Below are 19943 nucleotides of genomic sequence, written 5' to 3' on the forward strand. Positions count from 1 at the left end.
GATTACAATTCCTTTGAGGAGGTCGCTCAGGCTGCGGCACATTGGATAAATGATTACAACAATTATCGAATTAAAGAAAAGCTGGGTGGTAAGAGCCCTGTACAATACAGGCTTCTTACCACCCAGCAATCAGCATAATACTTTTTGTCCAACATTATGGGGTCAGATCAATACTGTCTTTCATCGGCGTTATGAAGGACAAAATTTCTGTAAAAAGTACGATACTGTCTTTCATCGAGGTTATGAAGGACAAAATTTCTGTAAAAACTACAAAACTGTCTTTCATCGAGGTTATGAAGGACAAAATTTCTGTGAAAAGTACGATACTGTCTTTCATCGGCGTTATGAAGGACAAAATTTCTGTAAAAAGTACGATACTGTCTTTCATCGGCGTTATGAAGGACAAAATTTCTGTAAAAAGTACGATACTGTCTTTCATCGGCGTTATGAAGGACAAAATTGCAGTAAAAAGTACGATACTGTCTTTCATCGGCGTTATGAAGGACAAAATTCTGGTAAAAAGTACGATACTGTCTTTCATCGGCCTTATGAAGGACAAAATTTCTGTAAAAAGTACGATACTGTCTCTCATCAAAGCGATGAAAGACAAAATTACAGAAGAAGAGGTGAAATTGTCTTTCAACCACATTTTAAAAGTGTAATTTTACACTCCCCTATTTTTTCCGCGATTTCGAACTCTCCTCAAAAGCTATAACCTTGTTCCCATAGCCTGTTTTGTCCCACAGTACTTCCCTAAAAGACGATATTACCTCTGCCTTTTCCCGTAATTCTTCATTCTGGACATTACCAATAAAATATCATTTAAAAAATATACCCAACACATTTTCATGGTTGGGTTTCAAAAGATTATTTGGTTGATTTCAAAAAATCACCGATGACCTTCAAATATTCCTTTTCTTCCTCAATATAGGCCATATGGGCACTCTTTTCAAAAACATGGAATTTAGAACCAGGTGTTAAAGAGCTGTAGTACTCGGTTGTTTCCGGTGTTGCCTCATCAAATCGGCCGCAGGTAAAAAGTGTTGGACAGGTAATCTTTTTTAGCCTAGAAGTACAATCAAATGTTTTTAAATTCCCTTTTACCGTGAACTCAGATGGACCCCACATGATATTGTAAACTTCAGGATTTCGATAATCCTTCGGTTTTTGATCAATCCATTCCGGGTTTTTAGTTAATCTGTTCACGAAATGCTTAGCAAACACTTCTATTGCTTTTTCAAACTCCGGCGAATCAGTTGTTCCATTTTCTTCACAGCGTTCAATCGTTTCCTGAATTTCTAACGGAAGCTTTTTCAAATTTTCCCGTTGATCAGCTTCCCACATTGGGGCACTTAAACAAGGACTTGAGAAAATTACGCTTTTCACCCCTGCTGGCTTTGGCTCTGTCAAACAGTATGCCGCAGCAAGTGTTGTTCCCCATGAATGACCAAGAATATGTACTTCATCAAGCGCCAGTGCCTGACGAATCTGTCCTAATTCTTCGACAAATCGTTCAATATGCCAAAGGGACGTATCTGAAGGACGGTCGGACCGGCCGCATCCTAACTGATCATAAAGGATAACAGGACGATCCCTTGCCAGCTCCTTCAACCCCTGAAGGGAATAACAAGACGATCCAGGTCCGCCGTGCAAAACGATTAAAGGGGTGCTGCCACCATCATTATCAAATTTCTCATACCAAACTTTTCCCCCGGTTACCTCAACAAAACCTTCATTATTCATCTACACTTCACCTTTCTTAGTGACATTCCCGGTGTCAGACTCACATGATGCATGACACCAAACATGCAATCTTATCTAAAAATTGTACGATACACTATTCTCTTTGTACAAACTTTTTGACATTATGGATAATATGCTGGATTATATCCTGTTTTTCTGGAGGTAAAATGTTTGCAGATAGAGTAATTTATACAGGAATCCAGCACCTTGGTAAGCCATATATTTTTAATGCAACGCCCTTTCAGTCCAATTCCTTTGATTGCAGCTCTTTTATCCAATATATTTTCAGAGTGAATGGTGTCTCCCTTCCGCGAAATTCACGTCAACAATTTCAAGTCGGTGCACCCGTCCCATTGCAAAAAATAAAAAAAGGGGATCTTTTGTTTTTTACCACCAGCGCCCGAAAAAGGAGAAAAGGATTAAATAGGATTGGACATGTTGCCCTATATCTTGGAAACGGTAAGATCCTGCATACATTTCCAAAAAGTAAAAGAGTTGTCATCTCAAAATTAGGATTAAAATGGAGAAAAGTGCTGATTGGGGCAAAAAGAATCTATTAAAAATCCCCGAATTCAAGATTCGGGGATTTCATTTGTTTAAATTTCAGTTTCAATAGGACCTTACCTTTTAATGCGTACTTGGGAAAAATTTTTCCATAAATCTCTTGATCTTCTTTCAAGACTGCCCCGGCAAAATTGGCGGAATGAACCCCAATCGTTCAAGATTACGGATGATTTCGGTGAAAGTGATCCCGCTTTCACCTACACAAATACTTACATTAAAACGAACAATATGATTTTTTCGCAGCTGGTGTTCGATATTATCAATTTGCTGTTCTATAAGCCAAGGTTATATCATATTGAAGCTATTCTTTTGTATAAATATATTCCAATTCATCTATTTTCTCATTGTAATCCACATGGAGATCATGGCCGTTAAAAAACCATAAATCAGAACCCTCCACATAAAAAGTGATACCCCCAGCAACCGTTTTTACCGCCAAATCTACCGGTTCGTTATCCACCGTAAAGGCAAGAGCATAATTTTCCTGTACCGGACTGCTTCCATATATTTGCGAGTAAAATTTAATTTTTCCATTTTCCCCCATCCCTACTTCTTCTTTAAACCATTCTAATGCTCTATCGCTAATGCTTATTTTCATGTGTTTATCACCTTTAATCCCTTTTTTCTTTCCCTCTTATATTAGACATATATGTTGGGATTTATCAAGGATTGTAAAGAGAGGAAAAAGACAATATTGACGGACTTTGTCAAAATTTTGACGATTTATATAAATTAGTACTTTTTTACTAAAAATATAGTAAAATACAGTGGAGACGACAGAATTCAACGAGGGATTTCTCATGAGCACCAAGATTTTAAATAGGTGGTTAAATAACCCTATCTATTTTCGCTGCGGTTTCTTTTTAATCATCACTTTAATCATTGTTTTATATTTTCTAAAAACTGATCACGACCAAATTTATATATTTTTTTTAATTGCGACCATCTTTTTTGGCATTGGGTTCAACAATAAGTCGGTATGGTTTTTAATCATAAATACTACATTTATTGTTGCCGGGAGGTTTATCATAGATCCTAGACAGTGGAACCTCCAAAGCATCCTAATATTTGAGTTAACCTATTTATTAATCATGTTTATATCAGTAGAATTGATGAAACGAACACAGAAAATTAAAAAGGATAATTTAGAATTAATACAAGCTTTATCAAAAGCATTGGATTCAAGAGATACATATACTTCCCACCATTCTCAAAATGTTGCCCATTATGCGGTAGAAATTGCCAAAAGGATGAATTTATCAAAAAAAGAAATCGATATCATTTATAAAGGCGGGTTATTACACGATATCGGGAAAATTGGGATTCCAGAGTATGTTTTATTAAAGCCAGGAAGATTAACAAAGGAAGAATATAGCATCATTAAAAGGCATCCGGTAATTGGATATGAAATGATTAAACATGTTTCCGAATTTAAAGAAAAAGGTATACTGGAAATAGTCCTGCATCACCATGAAAGGTATGACGGCCTCGGATACCCCAAAGGTTTAGTAGAAGAACAAATCCCATTAGGCGCAAGGATTTTAGCAATTGCAGATACATATGATGCCATGACTTCAAAACGTATCTACCGATCTGAAATTGATTTAGAAAGCACCCTAAAAGAAATTGAAAAAAATAAAGGGTCGCAATTTGATCCGGAAATTACAGACGTTTTCCTCAGCCTATTTGAAAATCAAAATCATTTAAATAGAAATATTGTATAAGGATTGAGTCGAAAATGAAAATGACAGGCAGGATTATAACGTTCGCACTTGTATTGTGCATTAATACTTTTTATATATTATTTTATTACCATAGAGATGGTTTTGTAAGCTGGCTGGAAATTATCGGATTGCCTATTATGGTCAGTTTAGCCTGGTTTTTTGGAAAGCAATATGATCGAGCTAAATATTTTTCGGAAAAAGACACTCTGACAGAGGTTTATAACAGAAGAATTATTGAGCCATTTTTTCAAAAAATAACGGCTATATCGGACCGAAACAAGCAAAAAGTGGCCATCCTGCTAGTTGATGTTGACAATTTTAAAACCATAAATGATCAGCTTGGACATCAAAAAGGGGATGAACTCCTGAAATTTCTTGCCAAAACATTGCAGGAAAGTGTAAGGAAATCCGATATTGTGGCACGCTGGGGAGGCGACGAGTTTATCTTATTCTGTTCCAATATCAAAAACAGTGAAAATTTGGAGGAAATTATTGGCCGTATCCATTCTAGGTTAAAAAACAACCCCGTGCCAGGTAATGAACTAAACATTTCAATAGGTACGTCGATTTACCCTAATGAAGGAACAAATTTAGATGCCTTGCTCCGAATGGCCGACAAAAAAATGTACAATATGAAAATCAAGCATTTAGCGGAATAATGAAATGGGACCAGCTGGAAATCGAGCTGGTCCCTTCTTGCTATAAAGCTTGAAGGCCAAACTGAGTTTAATAATAAAAATAAATGCAGAACTGGCGCAAGAACATTTTAATAATTTACATATGTAAGCGAGATTCCGGCTTTTAACCGTTCTTACCTTTTTGTAGCCTTTTCCATGCAAATAAAAAGTGTTTTTTACAGGTTTTTCCCCTTTCTTCCCTAGCTTGGAGAATGTGGACTTGTTTTTTTACCGCAAATCTACTTCTCAACTCTGCAGCGGGGAAAATCAACCGGCTTTTCTTCCCGCCAGCTCCCTTTTTCTCCTCCCATGGGAAGAATCCACACCTGTTTTTTACCGTTACCCTGCTGTTCTTCCTTCTGGCGGGCAAAATCAACCGGCTTTTCTTCCCGCCAGCTCCCTTTTTCTCCTCCCATGGGAAGAATCCACACCTGTTTTTTACCGTTACCCTGCTGTTCTTCCTTCTGGCGGGCAAAATCAACTGGCTTTTCTTCCCACCAACTCCCTTTTGCTTCTCCTACGGGAAGAATCCACACCTGTTTTTTACCGTCACCCTGCTGTTCTTCCTTCTGGCGGGGAAAATCAACCGGCTTTTCTTCCCGCCAGCTCCCTTTTTCTCCTCCCATGGGAAGAATCCACGCCTGTTTTTTACCGTTACCCTGCTGTTCTTTCTTCTGGCGGGCAAAATCAGCCGACTTTTCTTCCCGCCAGCTTCCTTTTGCTTCTCCCATGGGCAGAATCTGCGCCTGTTTTTTACCGTAATCTACTTCTCAACTCTGCAGCGGGGAAAATCAACCGGCTTTTCTTCCCGCCAGCTCCCTTTTTCTCCTCCCATGGGAAGAATCCACACCTGTTTTTTACCGTTTACCCTGCTGTTCTTCATTCTGGCGGGCAAAATCAACTGGCTTTTCTTCCCACAAACTCCCTTTTTCTCCTCCCACGGGAAGAATCCACGCCTGATTCATTTGATTCAAAGAACATCGGCAGCTTATATATGCTCAATCTTTATAATTTTTTCACCATATTATACCAAGTGACTCCTCCGTATTCGGAATTTGAAACACCTTCATTGATATAACCGTGTCTTTGGTAAAATGGTATTAAATTTTCCTTACAGGTAAGTGTTATGGTTTCACGTTTTTTTGCTTTTGCTTCTTTTTCTATATGGGTTAATAATCTTGAGGCAATTCCGCGTTTTTGGAATGCCGGGGACACCGCTAATCCGAGAATACTTTGATGTCCGGAAGTTTCGGGATTGGCCTTGATTTCTTGAAATAGATCATCCGTTATATACGGTTGTTGAATAACCGGTCCATTGACCAAGCCCAATATCCTGCCTTCTTCTTCAGCAACAAAAAAGCTATCTGGAATGACCTGAATTCTTTTTATAAAAGCCTCCTCTGTGGCAGCTTCTTCTTTTGTAAAACAAAGATTTTCAATTGTCATCAGTTCGGGCAAGTCCTCCATTTTTACATTTCTTACTTGAATCATAATCTTTTACATCCCCTGTTTCTCCATTACTGCAAAATAATTATTTTCATGGTCAGCAAAGTTAAATACTCTGCCATGTGGCATGTTGACGATTTCTCCAACCGTAATATTTTTTTCCTTAAAATCCTTATACAATTGATCTAGATTTTTTGAGTAAAACATTAAAGAAGGAGTGCCTAAATGTAATTCTGGCTGCATTTTTGCTACCAATTCTTTATTATGTAAAACAATACTTGTTGCCGCTTCTTTTGTTGGAGCAATTTCAAACCATTTAAATCCCTGACCATTATCGTTTTCAGAAATAACAACAAACCCTGCTTTTTCTGTCCAAAATTTCACTGCCTCATCCTGATTCTGAACATACACCATAATTTGTCCAACCTGTTCAATCATTTTCTTCACTCCATTTCTTATTAGAGCGGCAACGTAAATTGCCATGAAACACCGAACTTGTCAACGATCCAGCCGAATTTTTTACTAAAAGAATAATCACCTAACGGCATGAGGGCCTGGCCGCCATTTGATAACTCCCCATAAAGCTTGTCAATTTCTTCTTCCGTGTCACAGGTGATAAATATAGAAAATGAAGGGGTAAACGTAAATTCATGCTTAATATTGCTATCAATGCACATGAACTCCTGGCCCTTTAATGAAAAGACCGCCTGCATGACACTTCCCTCTTGACCTCCTTCCTTTGTTTCATATCGAATAATATTTAATATTTTTGAATCCTCGATGATAGAAGTATAATAGTTCATCGCTTCTTCCGCATTCCCTTGAAACATTAGAAAAGGGGTTACTTTTTCCATTAATATCAATCTCCTCGTTTTATAAACTTCTTGTTTAAACTTTACCACATGAAAACCTATCAGTGCCATTACAAAAGGAATTTTAACTCCTATACAGCTCTAGACTTAGTGAAATCTACATCTTCAGGACATATTGAAACAATCATCATTTTATTAAACTAAAAGAGTGAACGAAGAATGAAAGAAAGGATGAAATATGTCATGAAGAAAACATCAAGAATTATCTATTTTTTACTTGCACTTATTTTAGCAGGATGTTTATTTATTCAAGTATTTTTCGCTGGAATGGCTGTTTTTGTAAACCCAGTTAACTGGGGGAAACACGTTTCTTTTGTTCATTATTTTGGACTGACTCTTCCAATTTTAATGCTCATAAGTGCTTTAATTGGTAAAATGTCAAAAAAGATTCACTGGCAGACAGCAGGTCTCATTTTTTCCATTTTTGCAATGTATTTCACAGCAAATATTACAGCTCAAATCCCAGTCGTTGCTGCAGCCCATCCTGTTTTCGCTATTTTCTTAATCTGGCTGTCAGTGCTTAGTTTATCCAAAGCATGGAAGGCAATTATGCCCAAACATAAAGAAGACCAGCATACCTAATGGAGCTGGTCTTCAAGTTAATTATGCTGTTTTTTGAATAGTATTGCCTTCTTTACGTCTTTTTCTAAATTCAGCAGTTGCTGTAAATAGAACGTCTGTAGATGAGTTAAGTGCTGTTTCACAAGAATCTTGTAGGACACCGACGATAAAACCGACACCCACTACTGTCATTGCTACATCATTTGAAATTCCGAACAGACTGCAGGCAAGCGGGATTAATAATAATGAACCGCCGGCAACACCTGAGGCACCACACGCACATACAGCTGACAGCACGCTCAGGATGATGGCTGTTGGAATATCTACTTGAATCCCAAGAGTATGGACCGCAGCAAGCGATAGTACCGAGATCGTAACTGCCGCACCTGCCATATTGATCGTTGCTCCTAATGGGATTGAGACAGAATAGGTATCTTTATTCAATCCTAGCTTTTCACATAAGTTCATATTGACGGGAATGTTTGCGGCTGAACTGCGTGTAAAAAATGCTGTAATCCCGCTCTCCTTCAAACATGTAAATACGAGGGGATACGGATTTTGCCGAGTAGCAGCATACACAATGACGGGATTGACAACCAAAGCGACAAAGAACATGCATCCTATTAATACAACCAGTAATCTTCCATAACCGAGTAATGATTCAAGTCCATTTGTGGTTATGGATTCAAATACAAGACCCATGATTCCAAGCGGAGCAAATTTAATGACCCACGTAACTATTTTGGACACAGCCTCCGATAAGTTCGAAATCACTGTCTTTGTTGAATCAGATGCATTTTTTAAAGCGAATCCCAACACAAGCGCCCAGGATAGTATTCCAATATAATTAGCGTTATAGATAGCTTTTACTGGATTATCCACGATGTTCATGAGTAATGTCTTAAGAACCTCTGCAACACCGCCAGGAGCCGTCACATCCTCCGCACCTGCTCCTAGTTTTAAGGTTACTGGGAACATAAAACTGGCAATTACAGCGGTTAGACCTGCTAAAAATGTACCTAACAGATAAAGCACAATAATGGATTTCATATTGGTTTGATGACCGCTCTTATGCTGTGAGATTGCCGCCATGACTAAGAATAAGACCAATACAGGTGCAATAGCTTTTAATGCCCCAACAAATAACGAACCAAAAATAACGATAGGTTTTGCCGTTTCTGGAATCGTCAATGCTAGAATAATACCAACAATCAATCCTGCAATGATTTGTTTTACCAAACTTATTCGATTCCACTTTTTCAATAGGTTTTTCAAAAAATCTCCCCCTAAAATTCCAAATCCATGACAAATTCCTATCATTTCATTTTTTCACTAAAGTATTGTTTCTATTGTTTAATATTATAAGGAATATTTAGATATCTTACAATAGCAATTTAAAGGGAAAAAGAATATCAGAATTATTATATTACATTTAAAAGCCAATAGAAAAAAGACTGCATGATCGCAGTCTTTTATGTTGGTTCATTGCCTGAATTCCTGCTAAATAGGTGAATAAGGAAAGTTCCAAAGAATATGGCTATTAGAATACTAAAGAAAAGAACTTCATTCATATGGAAACCAAATGCAGACATAATCATCTTAACACCGATGATCGCAATGAGAATAAAGGCAGTCATTTCAAATTCCGGAACTTTTTCAATCAATTTCAAGAATAGTTGTGCGACACCTCTCATCATTAAAATTCCTAGCACGCCTCCCAAAAATAATACCCATACCTGATTCGAAACCCCGAATGCCGCAACCACACTGTCAATACTAAAAGCTATATCCATTAGTTCGACTGTTAAAACCGTGCGCCAAAAACCTGCTTTTTTGCTGGCACCAGTATCTTCCTCCTCGTTTTTCATGAAAAGGTTTTGAAAGACAATATATAGCAGATAATGGCCGCAAATAATTTTGAACCATGGAATATGAATGAAAGATACCCCTAATCCAATTGCCAAAACGCGAAAGAAATAGGCTCCGAAAATCCCGTAAAAGAGGGCTTTCTTTCTTTGTTTTTTAGGTAAATGCTTTACCATGACGGCTAACACAAGTGCATTATCTGCTGATAATAACCCCTCTAGGATGATTAGTGAACCAATCACTCCCCAGCTGGCCGGACTTGAGATCACCTGCTCCAATGCTTCCATCGAAAAAAAGGTACTATAAGTGCTTAAAATTTGGTGTAGGAAGTCCATCTTTTTAACCTAAATCCTTTCCTTATGGTTTTCTTTTCAACTAAGCCTGTCCTTCTCTTAAATATATGACTGGAACATCTTGATAAGAACTCACAGGATTTTAGGAGCTGATTACACAAATAAGCCGCTAAACTAAAAGGGCATTTTACCCTTTAAAATAAAGTAATACTATTAGAAAAATAATAAGAAAAATTAATAAGATGGGGCCGACTCCTGTTGAATAAACGATATAAATTCTAACGTGGAGAAAAACATTAATAATAAGTATGATGAGCAAGCAAAAGAGTAAAAAGATGATTAAATTTACATTTTTATTCCTATACAAAAAATCAACTCCAATCATTGCTTTAAAAGGGAGTCAGAGAAAACAAAACCGCCATTGTTTATAAATATGTAGGTAATAGAGAATATATATCAACCTATATGTAAATCGGAGGGTATGTCTCTAATGCACCTTGATTTACATAAAATTTGCACTTTTCTTTCTAATCGCAAATATGTTATTATACATGTAAATAATATATTGGAAGTTTACGGAGGAGTCTGTCACCAAGGGATTGTTATGCCCTTTGGTAACGGACTCTTTTTGTATCTTTTAAAAATTTTATACAAATGATAAGGAGTGGGAGGATTCATTGTGTCATTTTCATCAAGTGTTCCGGCTTTACTATTCATTAAGAATTATGAGAGATTATTGATCTAAAATTTATTTTAGGAGAGGATTTGTATTGTCTTTACTGCACATAGCGATTGTTTCGCCATTATTATATTCAATTTTCATTCCAATTTTTTATAAAAATTTTCATCGAATACATACGGGATGGTTTGTTCTCCCGCTCCCTGTACTTTTGCTTATCTATTTTCTTTCTTTTCTAACAAACATAACAAAACAAAATACTGTAATCGAATCCATGCAATGGATTCCCTCTCTAGGGATCAACTTCACAGCAAAAGCAGATGGTCTCGGCCTTCTATTTGCCCTCTTAATTACGGGTATCGGGGCTTTGGTTGTTTCTTATTCTATCTATTATTTGGCGAAGGATAAAGAAAAGTTAAATACTTTTTATGTCTATTTATTACTTTTTATGGGGGCAATGCTTGGGATTGTTTTATCAGATAACCTCGTTGTGATGTATGCATTTTGGGAATTAACAAGTTTTTCTTCCTTTCTGTTAATTGGTTTCTGGTATGAACGTGATCAATCCCGTTATGGTGCACAAAAGTCGATGTTAATTACGGTATTTGGCGGTCTCTCCATGCTGGGCGGAATCATCCTTTTGTATATCATGACAGGAACATTCAGTATCACGGAAATTATTCATCAATCTCCTGTATTATTCCAACATGACTTATTTGTACCTGCATTGATTTGCGTTTTGCTGGGGGCCTTTACCAAGTCGGCTCAATTTCCTTTCTACATTTGGCTTCCTGATGCGATGGAAGCCCCAACACCTGTTAGTGCTTATTTGCATTCAGCCACAATGGTAAAAGCCGGTATTTACTTAGTAGCACGGTTAACCCCAGTATTTGGAGTATCTAGTGTTTGGTTTTGGCTGGTTGCAGGAGTCGGGATGATTACCTTAACTTGGGGTTCCGTGTTTGCTATCAAGCAAACAGATTTAAAGGGTATTCTTGCTTTCTCGACCGTAAGTCAGCTTGGAATGATTATGTCATTACTTGGTGTTGGTTCAGCTGCGCTTCACTATGATGCATTAGATAACAATATCTTTACTGTTGCTGTAACAGCAGCGATTTTCCATCTAATCAACCATGCAACATTTAAAGGGAGCCTGTTCATGGTTGCAGGTATTATCGATCATGAAACCGGAACGAGGGATATCCGTAAGCTTGGCGGACTTATGCATTTTATGCCGATTACCTTTACCATCTCTCTGATTGGAACCTTCTCTATGGCGGGACTTCCCCCCTTCAATGGATTCCTAAGTAAAGAGATGTTTTTTACAGCTATGGTTCGAGTGACACAAATGGATATTTTCAATCTGGAAACAGTGGGAGTTTTATTTCCTATAATCGCGTGGGTCGCCAGTATCTTTACATTTCTTTATAGTATGATGCTTTTTTTCAAAACGTTTACTGGAAAACATCAGCCAGAAAAGCTTGAAAAAAAACCGCATGAAGCACCTTTAGGGATGCTGATTCCTCCTGTCATTCTGGTGTCTCTGGTTATCATTTTTGGCCTTTTCCCAAATCTATTATCAGAAAGCCTGATTTCCCCAGCAATGGCTTCTATTCTGCCCAGTCTTTTAGGTGCGGGCGAGGAATTTGTGGTTCATATTTCATTTTGGCACGGCTTTACGATTGAAGTTTTTATGACATTGGGTGTTATTTTATTGGGAATTATTCTTTATAAGACGTTGCCTAAGTGGATAAAAGCATATGGAATTATGCCTAAGAAGTTTTCACTTTTTCATCTTTATGACCGCCTTATGGAGGGATCTCAATCAGTCTCTTATAAAGTAACAAACAAATATATGACCGGTTCGATTCACTCTTATCTTGTCTATATTTTTGCTTTTTTTATTTTAATCTTATTGTTGACACTCTACTGGAAAGAGGCCTTTCGTCTAGACTCAAGCAATGTTTCTTCCATTGGAATTTACGAATGTGTCTTAGCCCTCTTTGTGGTAGTTAGCTCCATAAGCATCTTATTTGTCAAATCCAGAATGACTTCCATCATTCTGCTAGGTGCTGTTGGATATACCGTTTCACTATACTACGTCCTTTTTAGAGCACCGGATTTGGCTTTAACTCAACTGGTAATTGAAACGATTTCTGTCGCATTATTCTTAGTCTGTTTTTATCACTTGCCAAAATTTCACCGATATGAAACACGAATGAGATTTAAAATTACAAATGCCCTGGTTTCAGTTGGAGTGGGATTGGTTGTAACAGCCATCGCGCTTTCTGCACACAGCCAGAAACTGTTTCATTCTATCTCGAAGTACTATGTGGAAAATACTTATGAAGAAGCAGCCGGAAAAAACATGGTGAACGTCATCCTAGTGGATTTTCGCGGCTTTGATACTCTTTTTGAGATTACCGTACTCGCGATTGCCTCTTTAGGCATCTATGGGATGATTAAATTAAGGATATATAGGAGGAAAGATGGATGAGACAGCCAAACAATATGATTCTCGAAACAGCCTTAAAATTGCTGCTTTTCTTCATCGTCCTTTTTTCCATTTATATTTTCACCGCCGGCCACTATTATCCGGGCGGCGGCTTTATCGGCGGATTGATGACAGCGGGAGCGATTGTCCTGCTATTAATTACTTATGATATAAAAACGGTTCAAAAAATCTTACCTGTTGACTATCGAATTGTCACAGCCATAGGATTATTATTCTCAATCGGAACGAGTGCAGGTGCCCTATTCTTTAATGTTCCTTTTTTAACCCATGTCTTTACACATGTTGAAGTGCCTGTACTGGGAGATTTAGCGCTTCATACAGCCACCATTTTCGATTTAGGCGTTTATTTTGTTGTTATCGGTGTTACGATGACCATTATTCTAACGATAGGAGAGGATGAATAATGGAAATACTAATGGCTTTTGTCATTGGAATATTATTTATGACTGCAACCTATTTAATGCTGTCAAAAAGTTTACTTCGTATTATTATCGGAACTGGTTTATTAAGCCATGGTGCACATCTTCTTATTTTAACGATGGGGGGATTAAAAAGAGGGACAGTCCCTTTGCTGGGTGAACATGCTGAACACTATACAGATCCCCTGCCGCAGGCATTAATTTTAACAGCGATTGTCATCAGCTTTGGTGTTACTGCCTTTTTCTTGGTTTTGGCTTACAGGTCCTATCAAGAACTGGGAACAGACAACGTCGAAGATATGAAAGGATCAGAGCAAAATGACTAATTTAATCATATTACCTATATTAATTCCGCTGTTGACTGGTGCCGTTTTAATCTGCCTGAACAAAAGAATTATGGCACAGCGTGTTATAGCGGTTCTATCATCCATCGGCACCATGATAGCAGCTTTCTTCATCATTCAAAAAGTCCATCGGGACGGGATTCAATCTCTTAATATGGGAAGTTGGGATGCACCATTTGGGATTACGTTAGTAAGTGATATGTTCTCAGCCCTATTAGTATTTACAACAAGTATCATTGCGTTTGTTTGTTTAATTTACTCCTTTAAATCGATTGGGGAAGAAAGTGAAAAATATTACTACTACCCTGTTTTTAACTTTTTGATTGTTGGTGTTAACGGGGCTTTCACAACTGGTGATCTGTTTAACCTTTTTGTCTTTTTTGAAGTTATGCTGATGTCTTCGTATGTCCTGCTGGTACTGGGGGGTACAAAAATTCAATTAAGGGAATCCATTAAGTATTTGCTGGTCAATATCATTTCATCTGCATTGTTTGTCATTGCCGTTGCCTATTTATATTCAGTTGTCGGGACGCTGAATATGGCCCATATTTCTGAAAGGATCAGCAAAATCAGTGAAAATGGAATGCCAGGTATTTTAACAGTTATTGCCATGATGTTTTTAATTGTCTTTGGTTTAAAAGGGGCCATTTTTCCGCTCTTTTTTTGGATGCCGGGCTCCTACTTTGCACCGCCGGCACCTGTATTGGCCCTTTTCGGCGCCTTATTAACCAAAGTCGGGGTCTATTCGATTACACGAACATACACACTGTTTTTCTACCATGATATCGACTTCACGTTCCAGATCCTATCTATATTATCAGTACTTTCAATTGTTGTTGGGGTAATTGGAGCATTGGCCTATTGGGATGTGAAGAAAATCATCATATACAATATCATCGTTGCTGTAGGTGTAATCCTTTACGGAGTATCTGTCTTAAATCCGAATTCCCTTACCGGAGCGGTATACTATTTGGTCCATGACATGATCATTAAAGCAGGACTGTTTTTACTGGTTGGCATTCTGATTATCATAACAGGAACGTCGAATTTAAAACAATTCAGCGGACTCATGCGCCATTATCCAGGGCTTGCCTGGACCTTCTTTATTGCAGCTTTAGCTTTAGCCGGCATCCCTCCTTTAAGCGGGTTTGTTGGCAAACTGCTGATCGTACAAGGAGGGTTCGAAGGAAAAAGTTATATAAGTGCAGGGATTGTGCTGCTTTCAAGTCTTCTTGTATTATTTTCAGTCATGAAAATTTTCATCAACGGTTTTTGGGGTCAAGACCAAACCCTTCATGGGGAAGAAAAGCCGCCTGTAAAATGGCTTTTAATCTCTCCAGTCATTATGGTGGCTATTTCTGCTTTTTATGGAGTGAATTCAGAGGTTTTTTTACCTTATATATCTCAGGCAGCTGATACTTTAGCAAATCCTGATCATTATATTAAAGCTGTCCTAAAGGAGTGATTAAAGTGGCATTTCAAATTTTATTAAATATTGTACTAGCTTATTTGTGGATGTTTATTAAGGTTTCTTTTGATCCTGTTAGCTTTGTGAAGGGGTATTTGTTTGGGCTGGTAGTCATTTTTGTTTTAAGACGTTTTTTTAGAAGCCGCTTTTATCTATTTCGAATCTGGTCATTTATTAAGCTTACTTTGATCTTTTTAAAAGAACTGCTTTTATCGAATATCGCGATCGTTAAAATCGTGTTAAAACCAAAACTAACGATGCATCCCGGTATCTTTGCCTTACAGACAAATTTAACAAAGGACTGGCAAATCACCCTTTTGTCCAGCTTAATTACCTTAACACCTGGCACTCTTGTCATTGACATATCAGAAGACAATCGAACATTATTTGTTCATGCAATGGATATTGGTGAAGTACAAGATGAAATTAGCGGAATTAAAAATACATTTGAGAAAGCCATTTTGGAGGTGAGCCGGTAATGCTTGAAATTGTAATTCGAATTTCTTTATTATGCTGCTCCCTTTCCATGCTCGGGCTGATTTACCGGGTCATCAAAGGTCCTACCGTGCCAGACCGTGTCATTGCTCTTGATGCAATCGGTGTTAACCTTGTGGCGATTACGGCTCTGATTTCAATTGTCTTAAAATCTCATGCTTTTCTTGAAATCATCCTTCTAATAGGCATACTTGCCTTTATTGGAACTGTAGCCTTCGCAAAATATTTGGAAAAGGGAGTTATTATTGAACATGAACGTACTCGTTAATTTTCTAATTGGATTTTTCATTCTTTGCGGTGCTCTTTTGTGTCTAATTGCTTCCTTTGGGGTCATCAGGCTTCCTGACGTGTACACAAGAAATCATGCAGCATCAAAGGCAGCCACTTTAGGCGTAATGTTGATATTATTGGGGACTTTTCTATATTTTTTTACCCTTGAAGGGCATGTTAATTCAAGGTTGATTCTTGGCATCGCGTTCCTGTTCATGACCTCCCCTATTTCAGGCCATTTAATTAACAGGGCAGCCTATAATTCAGGAGTAAAGCTTTGGGATCAAAGTATTCGGGATGATTTAAGGGAATACAATAAAAAAATGCTGAATAAATCATCTGTGGATTAAACTAGGATTGAAAAATGTTCCAAGTATGCAGCTTGGAACATTTTTCATAAAGACTCGGCAATTCGTACATATTCTCTGGGTCTAAATTTTTCAACCATCCTTCTTTGGACTTGGTCCACTTGTGTACCTAATGGAAGAATGTTTACATTTTCAATGGTTGAATCCATTTGCTTCTCAAAAAATTCCAGTTGGTTTTTTTGCTGCAACAGAAAAGCTGCTGAAAATATAAATAAAAAAATAAACGAACATGTTATCATTTTCTTTTTCACTATGTATAACTCCCTTCATAGGAGAGTTTGCACCACCATCTGTTTTTTATTCTTGAAAAACTAAAGCCGCGTTTAACAGCATATAAAAGAAAAAACGGCAACTGTGTGCCGTTTAAGTAAGTGTAAGATTCTATCTATTCTTCCTTCATCATTTTAGAGAACATAACTGAAGTTGCAATCATTGCTGTCACAAACAATCCGAACATTAAATACAGTCCATAATCCATTTTTTCTCGCCTGCCCTTTCTTATTTTTACACACCCTCTTCATTCCAAAAATATTATATCACTCTACTAAAATGGATACTAGCGACATGCAGATTTGGATGAATGGTATAGAAAAAATAATCAGAAATTGATCCGAAATAGCAAAAAATAGCTCCAAAAAGCAAATTTTGAAGCCAAAAACGCCATTTGACCCCCAAAATGGAGTCCAAATTGGATTTTTGGATATTCGCTAGAACCAGCCAAACCCGTTATCTTAAAGGAAAAAACAAGGGTGGCTCTAGATGATGAATTTAAAATCAGGGAATATCGAACGATTTGAAGAGTTTTCACAATTTGGAAGTCTTACAGAATTTAATCACCATTTAGAAATGTGGCTGAGCGTACATAAAAAAGATTTTTCAAAAGGGGAATTAATTGGATTAAAGCGGCTGGTCCGTTTTGCTGCCAAGATACCAGGCATCTGTAATGCAAAAATTGGCACCATTCTTAAAGCCATTCATCAAGAATACCATAATAACGGAATTTCTCGCTCTACTTTTAAACGAATGATTGGTAAGGCAAAGAACTTAGGCATCTTTACCGTGTACGAAACGGAAAGAAAAAATGGTTCACAATCCAGCAATTTATATGTTTTCAATCGGTTTCCCGATAATGAACCACCAAAACAAATGAGCCAGCCAAAAGAAACTGGTTATCTTTTTAAAACTACAAATCAAAAGATCATTAAACGTAACCAAGAACCGTCTGAATTAGATCATACCTTTGTAAACAATCGTGTTCCGCAGACATTTATTCTGGAGGTTAAATACTTCTTCCCTGAAGCAAAGCTTATAGAAGAATATTGGCATATGGCCCAAATAGCTGCATTTAAATTTGAATTGCAGCATGAAACAGACATGGTTGTGGATTATGCTCTCCAGTCTTTTAAGCAATTAATAAGAAAACTTAAATTTACAAACACCATTAGAAAGCCAATTGCCTATTATTACGGAATCTTAATGGAAAAATTGTATCAATTTTTCTCTATGAAGCAGTGTGAAACACAAAAGGAAAACACTTCTATTTCTGATAAAACGAATGTCATTCTTTACGACTGGCTGCATGATGAAGAGGAATCTGTTTTATATGACTGGTTAAATTAGTTGGAAAACGAAAAAAAGTCCCACCACTAAAACATAATGCAAGCTGGAATTTTGTTTTGTTAAAATAATATAGTATAGATCCAATGTTACCAATTAATGAGGGATATTATATTTCAGAATGTATTATTTACAGAAAATTCACCCTATTTTCAAAAGCAATTAACATTCCTTCTTTATCCTAAAAATGTAACTACCTGAGGATTAGGAGGGGAAAAAACTTTGAATTGGAATGCATACAAAAAAGCAGGAGCTGCTTTTTTTCTTATGACAACCATTACTGCGGGTTTTGTTTTAGCATCTGGAATACATGAAACCCAAAGTACAACCACCTACACCACGAATGATAAGAAGCGTTTCATTCAAGTCCAATTACTTGGAGTAAACGATTTTCACGGGCAATTAAATGTCACCCGCCAGTTTAATGGAAGGGATGTCGGTAGAGCCGATTATCTGGCTTCCTATTTAAAGGAAAGGAAAGAGAAAAACAAAAACACCCTTTTAGTTCATGTTGGTGATATGGTTGGCGCAAGCGCACCAGTTTCCTCACTAATAAATGATGTACCAACGATTGAACTATTAAACAAATTAGGATTTGATTTAGGAATCCTGGGAAATCACGAATTTGATCAGGGTAAAAAAGAAATGATGCGGTTGATTCAAGGAGGATTCCACCAAAAGACAGGATACTTTGAAGGAGCCCAATTCCCCTATATATGTGCCAACGTGATAAACCTAGAGACGAGTAAACCCATCCTCCCTCCTTATAAAATTGCCAAATTTGGTGGCATTCCCATCGGATTCATTGGCATTGTTTTAGATGAAACCCCCACAATGGTTAATTCTTCAGCTATAGAAGGAATAACATTTATTGATGAAGTGACGGCCATTAATAACGCGGCTGCAGAACTAAAAGAACAAGGAGTCAAGGCCATTATCGTACTGGCCCATAATTCAGGCAGACAATCCGCTCCAAATGATACCCCAACCGGTGAAATCGTAGAAATGTCCAAACGAATAGATGATGAGGTGGACGTCTTGTTCGCCGGCCATAGTCACACATATCTCAATACGGTGGTAGACGGAAAGCTTCTTGTTCAAGCCTATTCGTACGGAACAGCTTTTTCTGACATCGACCTGGAGATTGATCCCGTGACAAAAGATGTCGTCAGTAAACAAGCTGAAATTGTTATGACCTATCAAGATTCCATTAAACCAGATAAGGAAATCAAGAAAGTGATTGAAAAGTACGAAGCTGAAGTCGACTCCGTCGTTAATGAAATAGTGGGAACGGCAGAAAACGATATTACCAGTACTAAAAATGAAAACGGTGAGTCTGCTCTAGGAAATCTAATCGCCGATTCACAGCGAACGATGATGAATACTGATTTTGCCTTTATGAACCCCGGTGGAATCCGTGCAGACATCCCATCTGGAAAAGTTACGTATGAATCCTTGTTAACGACATTGCCATTTCACTTTCAACTTGTAAAGATGACATTAACCGGAGACCAAATCCACAGGCTTTTAAATCAGCAATGGCAGGAGAACCAAGTGAGGATGCTGCAAATTTCTGGTTTGAAATATACCTGGGGTACAGATAAAGCCGCAGGAAACAAAGTAGTCGATATTTTTGATTCAGACGGTAGTTCCATTCAGCCTGAAAAAAATTACACCGTAACCGTGAACAGCTATCTAGCTGCTGGCGGTGATAATTTCACTGTGCTGCTCGAAGGGAAAAATAAAGTGGCAGGTCCGTTTGATATAGATGTTTTAAAAAATTACGTGATACAGCATAAGCAGACATTTACTTCCTACATCGATGGCCGTATCGCAAAAATAAATTAAATAGGATAGAACTATGCCAAGAAGTAGTTTTCGTAAATTATATGTAAAATTTGAATGTAAACTATTAATGAAACCTTTTGATCACGTTAAGTAATGTTAGGATATGGTAAATTACCTTCTTTTTTCCTTGAAAGCTTGTATGATAAGACTGTAATACAAAATGCAACATTCAAG

General features: G+C 37.5%; 24 protein-coding genes. 15 read left to right on the forward strand and 9 right to left on the reverse strand.

Features of this window, described 5'->3' with window-relative positions; genetic code table 11:
* Together M3183_RS18685 and M3183_RS18690 are read left to right on the forward strand one after the other, a co-directional pair.
* On the forward strand, positions 1–138 hold a 138-nt coding region (locus M3183_RS18685; protein WP_251472132.1), incomplete at its 5' end, for an IS3 family transposase.
* A 104-nt stretch (positions 139–242) separates the two neighbouring features.
* Complete coding sequence (locus M3183_RS18690; RefSeq protein ID WP_251472068.1) at positions 243–662, forward strand: hypothetical protein; 420 nt, start codon at positions 243–245, stop codon at positions 660–662.
* 205 nt (positions 663–867) lie between these two features.
* Here M3183_RS18690 and M3183_RS18695 read toward each other — a convergent pair whose 3' ends face one another.
* Complete coding sequence (locus tag M3183_RS18695) at positions 868–1743, reverse strand: proline iminopeptidase-family hydrolase (protein ID WP_251472069.1); 876 nt, start codon at positions 1741–1743, stop codon at positions 868–870.
* A 167-nt stretch (positions 1744–1910) separates the two neighbouring features.
* Here M3183_RS18695 and M3183_RS18700 point away from each other — a divergent pair, with 167 nt between their 5' ends.
* Entirely contained in the window at positions 1911–2303 is a 393-nt protein-coding gene (locus M3183_RS18700) for a C40 family peptidase (RefSeq protein ID WP_251472070.1), read from the forward strand.
* A 305-nt stretch (positions 2304–2608) separates the two neighbouring features.
* Here the strand turns inward: M3183_RS18700 and M3183_RS18705 are convergent, their stop codons facing one another.
* Positions 2609–2905, reverse strand: a complete 297-nt coding sequence (locus M3183_RS18705) for a HesB/YadR/YfhF family protein (protein WP_251472071.1) — start codon at positions 2903–2905, stop codon at positions 2609–2611.
* Between the two features lie 202 nt (positions 2906–3107).
* Here M3183_RS18705 and M3183_RS18710 point away from each other — a divergent pair, with 202 nt between their 5' ends.
* Together M3183_RS18710 and M3183_RS18715 are read left to right on the forward strand one after the other, a co-directional pair.
* Positions 3108–4031, forward strand: coding sequence for an HD-GYP domain-containing protein (locus M3183_RS18710; protein WP_251472072.1), 924 nt, complete (start codon positions 3108–3110; stop codon positions 4029–4031).
* 14 nt (positions 4032–4045) lie between these two features.
* Positions 4046–4690: a GGDEF domain-containing protein gene (locus tag M3183_RS18715; protein WP_251472074.1), complete on the forward strand. Its 645-nt coding sequence runs from the start codon at positions 4046–4048 to the stop codon at positions 4688–4690.
* A 257-nt stretch (positions 4691–4947) separates the two neighbouring features.
* Here M3183_RS18715 and M3183_RS18720 read toward each other — a convergent pair whose 3' ends face one another.
* The 4 genes from M3183_RS18720 to M3183_RS18735 all read right to left on the reverse strand — a co-directional run bounded on the left by M3183_RS18720 (position 4948) and on the right by M3183_RS18735 (position 7008).
* Positions 4948–5439 carry a hypothetical protein gene (locus tag M3183_RS18720; protein WP_251472075.1) on the reverse strand — a complete coding sequence of 164 codons (492 nt, stop codon included), beginning with the start codon at positions 5437–5439 and terminating at the stop codon, positions 4948–4950.
* Between the two features lie 274 nt (positions 5440–5713).
* Positions 5714–6199, reverse strand: a complete 486-nt coding sequence (locus M3183_RS18725) for a GNAT family N-acetyltransferase (protein WP_251472076.1) — start codon at positions 6197–6199, stop codon at positions 5714–5716.
* Positions 6200–6205: 6 nt separating this feature from the next.
* Complete coding sequence (locus tag M3183_RS18730; protein WP_251472077.1) at positions 6206–6592, reverse strand: VOC family protein; 387 nt, start codon at positions 6590–6592, stop codon at positions 6206–6208.
* A gap of 20 nt (positions 6593–6612) precedes the next feature.
* Positions 6613–7008 carry a VOC family protein gene (locus M3183_RS18735; RefSeq protein ID WP_251472078.1) on the reverse strand — a complete coding sequence of 132 codons (396 nt, stop codon included), beginning with the start codon at positions 7006–7008 and terminating at the stop codon, positions 6613–6615.
* A 201-nt stretch (positions 7009–7209) separates the two neighbouring features.
* Between M3183_RS18735 and M3183_RS18740 the strand changes: the two genes are divergently transcribed.
* Positions 7210–7608 carry a DUF6220 domain-containing protein gene (locus M3183_RS18740; RefSeq protein WP_251472079.1) on the forward strand — a complete coding sequence of 133 codons (399 nt, stop codon included), beginning with the start codon at positions 7210–7212 and terminating at the stop codon, positions 7606–7608.
* Positions 7609–7629: 21 nt separating this feature from the next.
* Here the strand turns inward: M3183_RS18740 and sstT are convergent, their stop codons facing one another.
* A complete protein-coding gene (sstT, locus tag M3183_RS18745) occupies positions 7630–8862 on the reverse strand; it encodes a serine/threonine transporter SstT (protein WP_251472080.1) in 1233 nt (410 codons plus the stop codon).
* Between the two features lie 197 nt (positions 8863–9059).
* A complete protein-coding gene (locus M3183_RS18750) occupies positions 9060–9788 on the reverse strand; it encodes a TerC family protein (protein ID WP_396953736.1) in 729 nt (242 codons plus the stop codon).
* A gap of 728 nt (positions 9789–10516) precedes the next feature.
* On the opposite strand from M3183_RS18750, the gene M3183_RS18755 reads away from it, so the two are divergent.
* The 7 genes from M3183_RS18755 to mnhG are packed head-to-tail and all read left to right on the forward strand — an operon-like array spanning position 10517 to position 16286.
* On the forward strand, positions 10517–12922 hold the full coding sequence (locus tag M3183_RS18755; RefSeq protein ID WP_251472082.1) for a Na+/H+ antiporter subunit A: 2406 nt from the start codon (positions 10517–10519) through the stop codon (positions 12920–12922).
* Complete coding sequence (locus tag M3183_RS18760; protein ID WP_251472084.1) at positions 12919–13344, forward strand: Na(+)/H(+) antiporter subunit B; 426 nt, start codon at positions 12919–12921, stop codon at positions 13342–13344. Before M3183_RS18755 ends, M3183_RS18760 begins: the two co-directional genes overlap by 4 nt.
* Positions 13344–13685 carry a Na(+)/H(+) antiporter subunit C gene (locus tag M3183_RS18765; protein ID WP_251472086.1) on the forward strand — a complete coding sequence of 114 codons (342 nt, stop codon included), beginning with the start codon at positions 13344–13346 and terminating at the stop codon, positions 13683–13685. The genes M3183_RS18760 and M3183_RS18765 overlap by 1 nt, the downstream gene beginning before the upstream one ends.
* Positions 13678–15168 (forward strand): Na+/H+ antiporter subunit D, encoded by a 1491-nt coding sequence (locus M3183_RS18770; RefSeq protein WP_251472088.1) that lies wholly within the window; start codon positions 13678–13680, stop codon positions 15166–15168. Before M3183_RS18765 ends, M3183_RS18770 begins: the two co-directional genes overlap by 8 nt.
* Positions 15169–15173: 5 nt before the next feature.
* On the forward strand, positions 15174–15650 hold the full coding sequence (locus tag M3183_RS18775; RefSeq protein WP_251472089.1) for a Na+/H+ antiporter subunit E: 477 nt from the start codon (positions 15174–15176) through the stop codon (positions 15648–15650).
* Positions 15650–15934 carry a Na(+)/H(+) antiporter subunit F1 gene (locus M3183_RS18780; protein WP_251472090.1) on the forward strand — a complete coding sequence of 95 codons (285 nt, stop codon included), beginning with the start codon at positions 15650–15652 and terminating at the stop codon, positions 15932–15934. Before M3183_RS18775 ends, M3183_RS18780 begins: the two co-directional genes overlap by 1 nt.
* The gene (mnhG, locus tag M3183_RS18785) at positions 15918–16286 is read left to right on the forward strand and encodes a monovalent cation/H(+) antiporter subunit G (RefSeq protein WP_251472091.1); all 369 of its coding nucleotides are present in this window, start codon (positions 15918–15920) and stop codon (positions 16284–16286) included. The genes M3183_RS18780 and mnhG overlap by 17 nt, the downstream gene beginning before the upstream one ends.
* A gap of 44 nt (positions 16287–16330) precedes the next feature.
* On the opposite strand, the gene M3183_RS18790 is transcribed toward mnhG, so the two are convergent.
* Complete coding sequence (locus M3183_RS18790) at positions 16331–16555, reverse strand: hypothetical protein (protein ID WP_251472092.1); 225 nt, start codon at positions 16553–16555, stop codon at positions 16331–16333.
* Positions 16556–17063: 508 nt separating this feature from the next.
* Here M3183_RS18790 and M3183_RS18795 point away from each other — a divergent pair.
* Positions 17064–17924: a hypothetical protein gene (locus M3183_RS18795; RefSeq protein WP_251472093.1), complete on the forward strand. Its 861-nt coding sequence runs from the start codon at positions 17064–17066 to the stop codon at positions 17922–17924.
* Between the two features lie 264 nt (positions 17925–18188).
* Complete coding sequence (locus tag M3183_RS18800) at positions 18189–19769, forward strand: bifunctional metallophosphatase/5'-nucleotidase (RefSeq protein ID WP_251472136.1); 1581 nt, start codon at positions 18189–18191, stop codon at positions 19767–19769.
* Positions 19770–19943: the final 174 nt, after the last annotated feature.

Source organism: Neobacillus mesonae (genome assembly GCF_023715155.1).
In the GTDB taxonomy this organism is placed as follows: Bacteria; Bacillota; Bacilli; order Bacillales; family Cytobacillaceae; genus Neobacillus; species Neobacillus mesonae_A.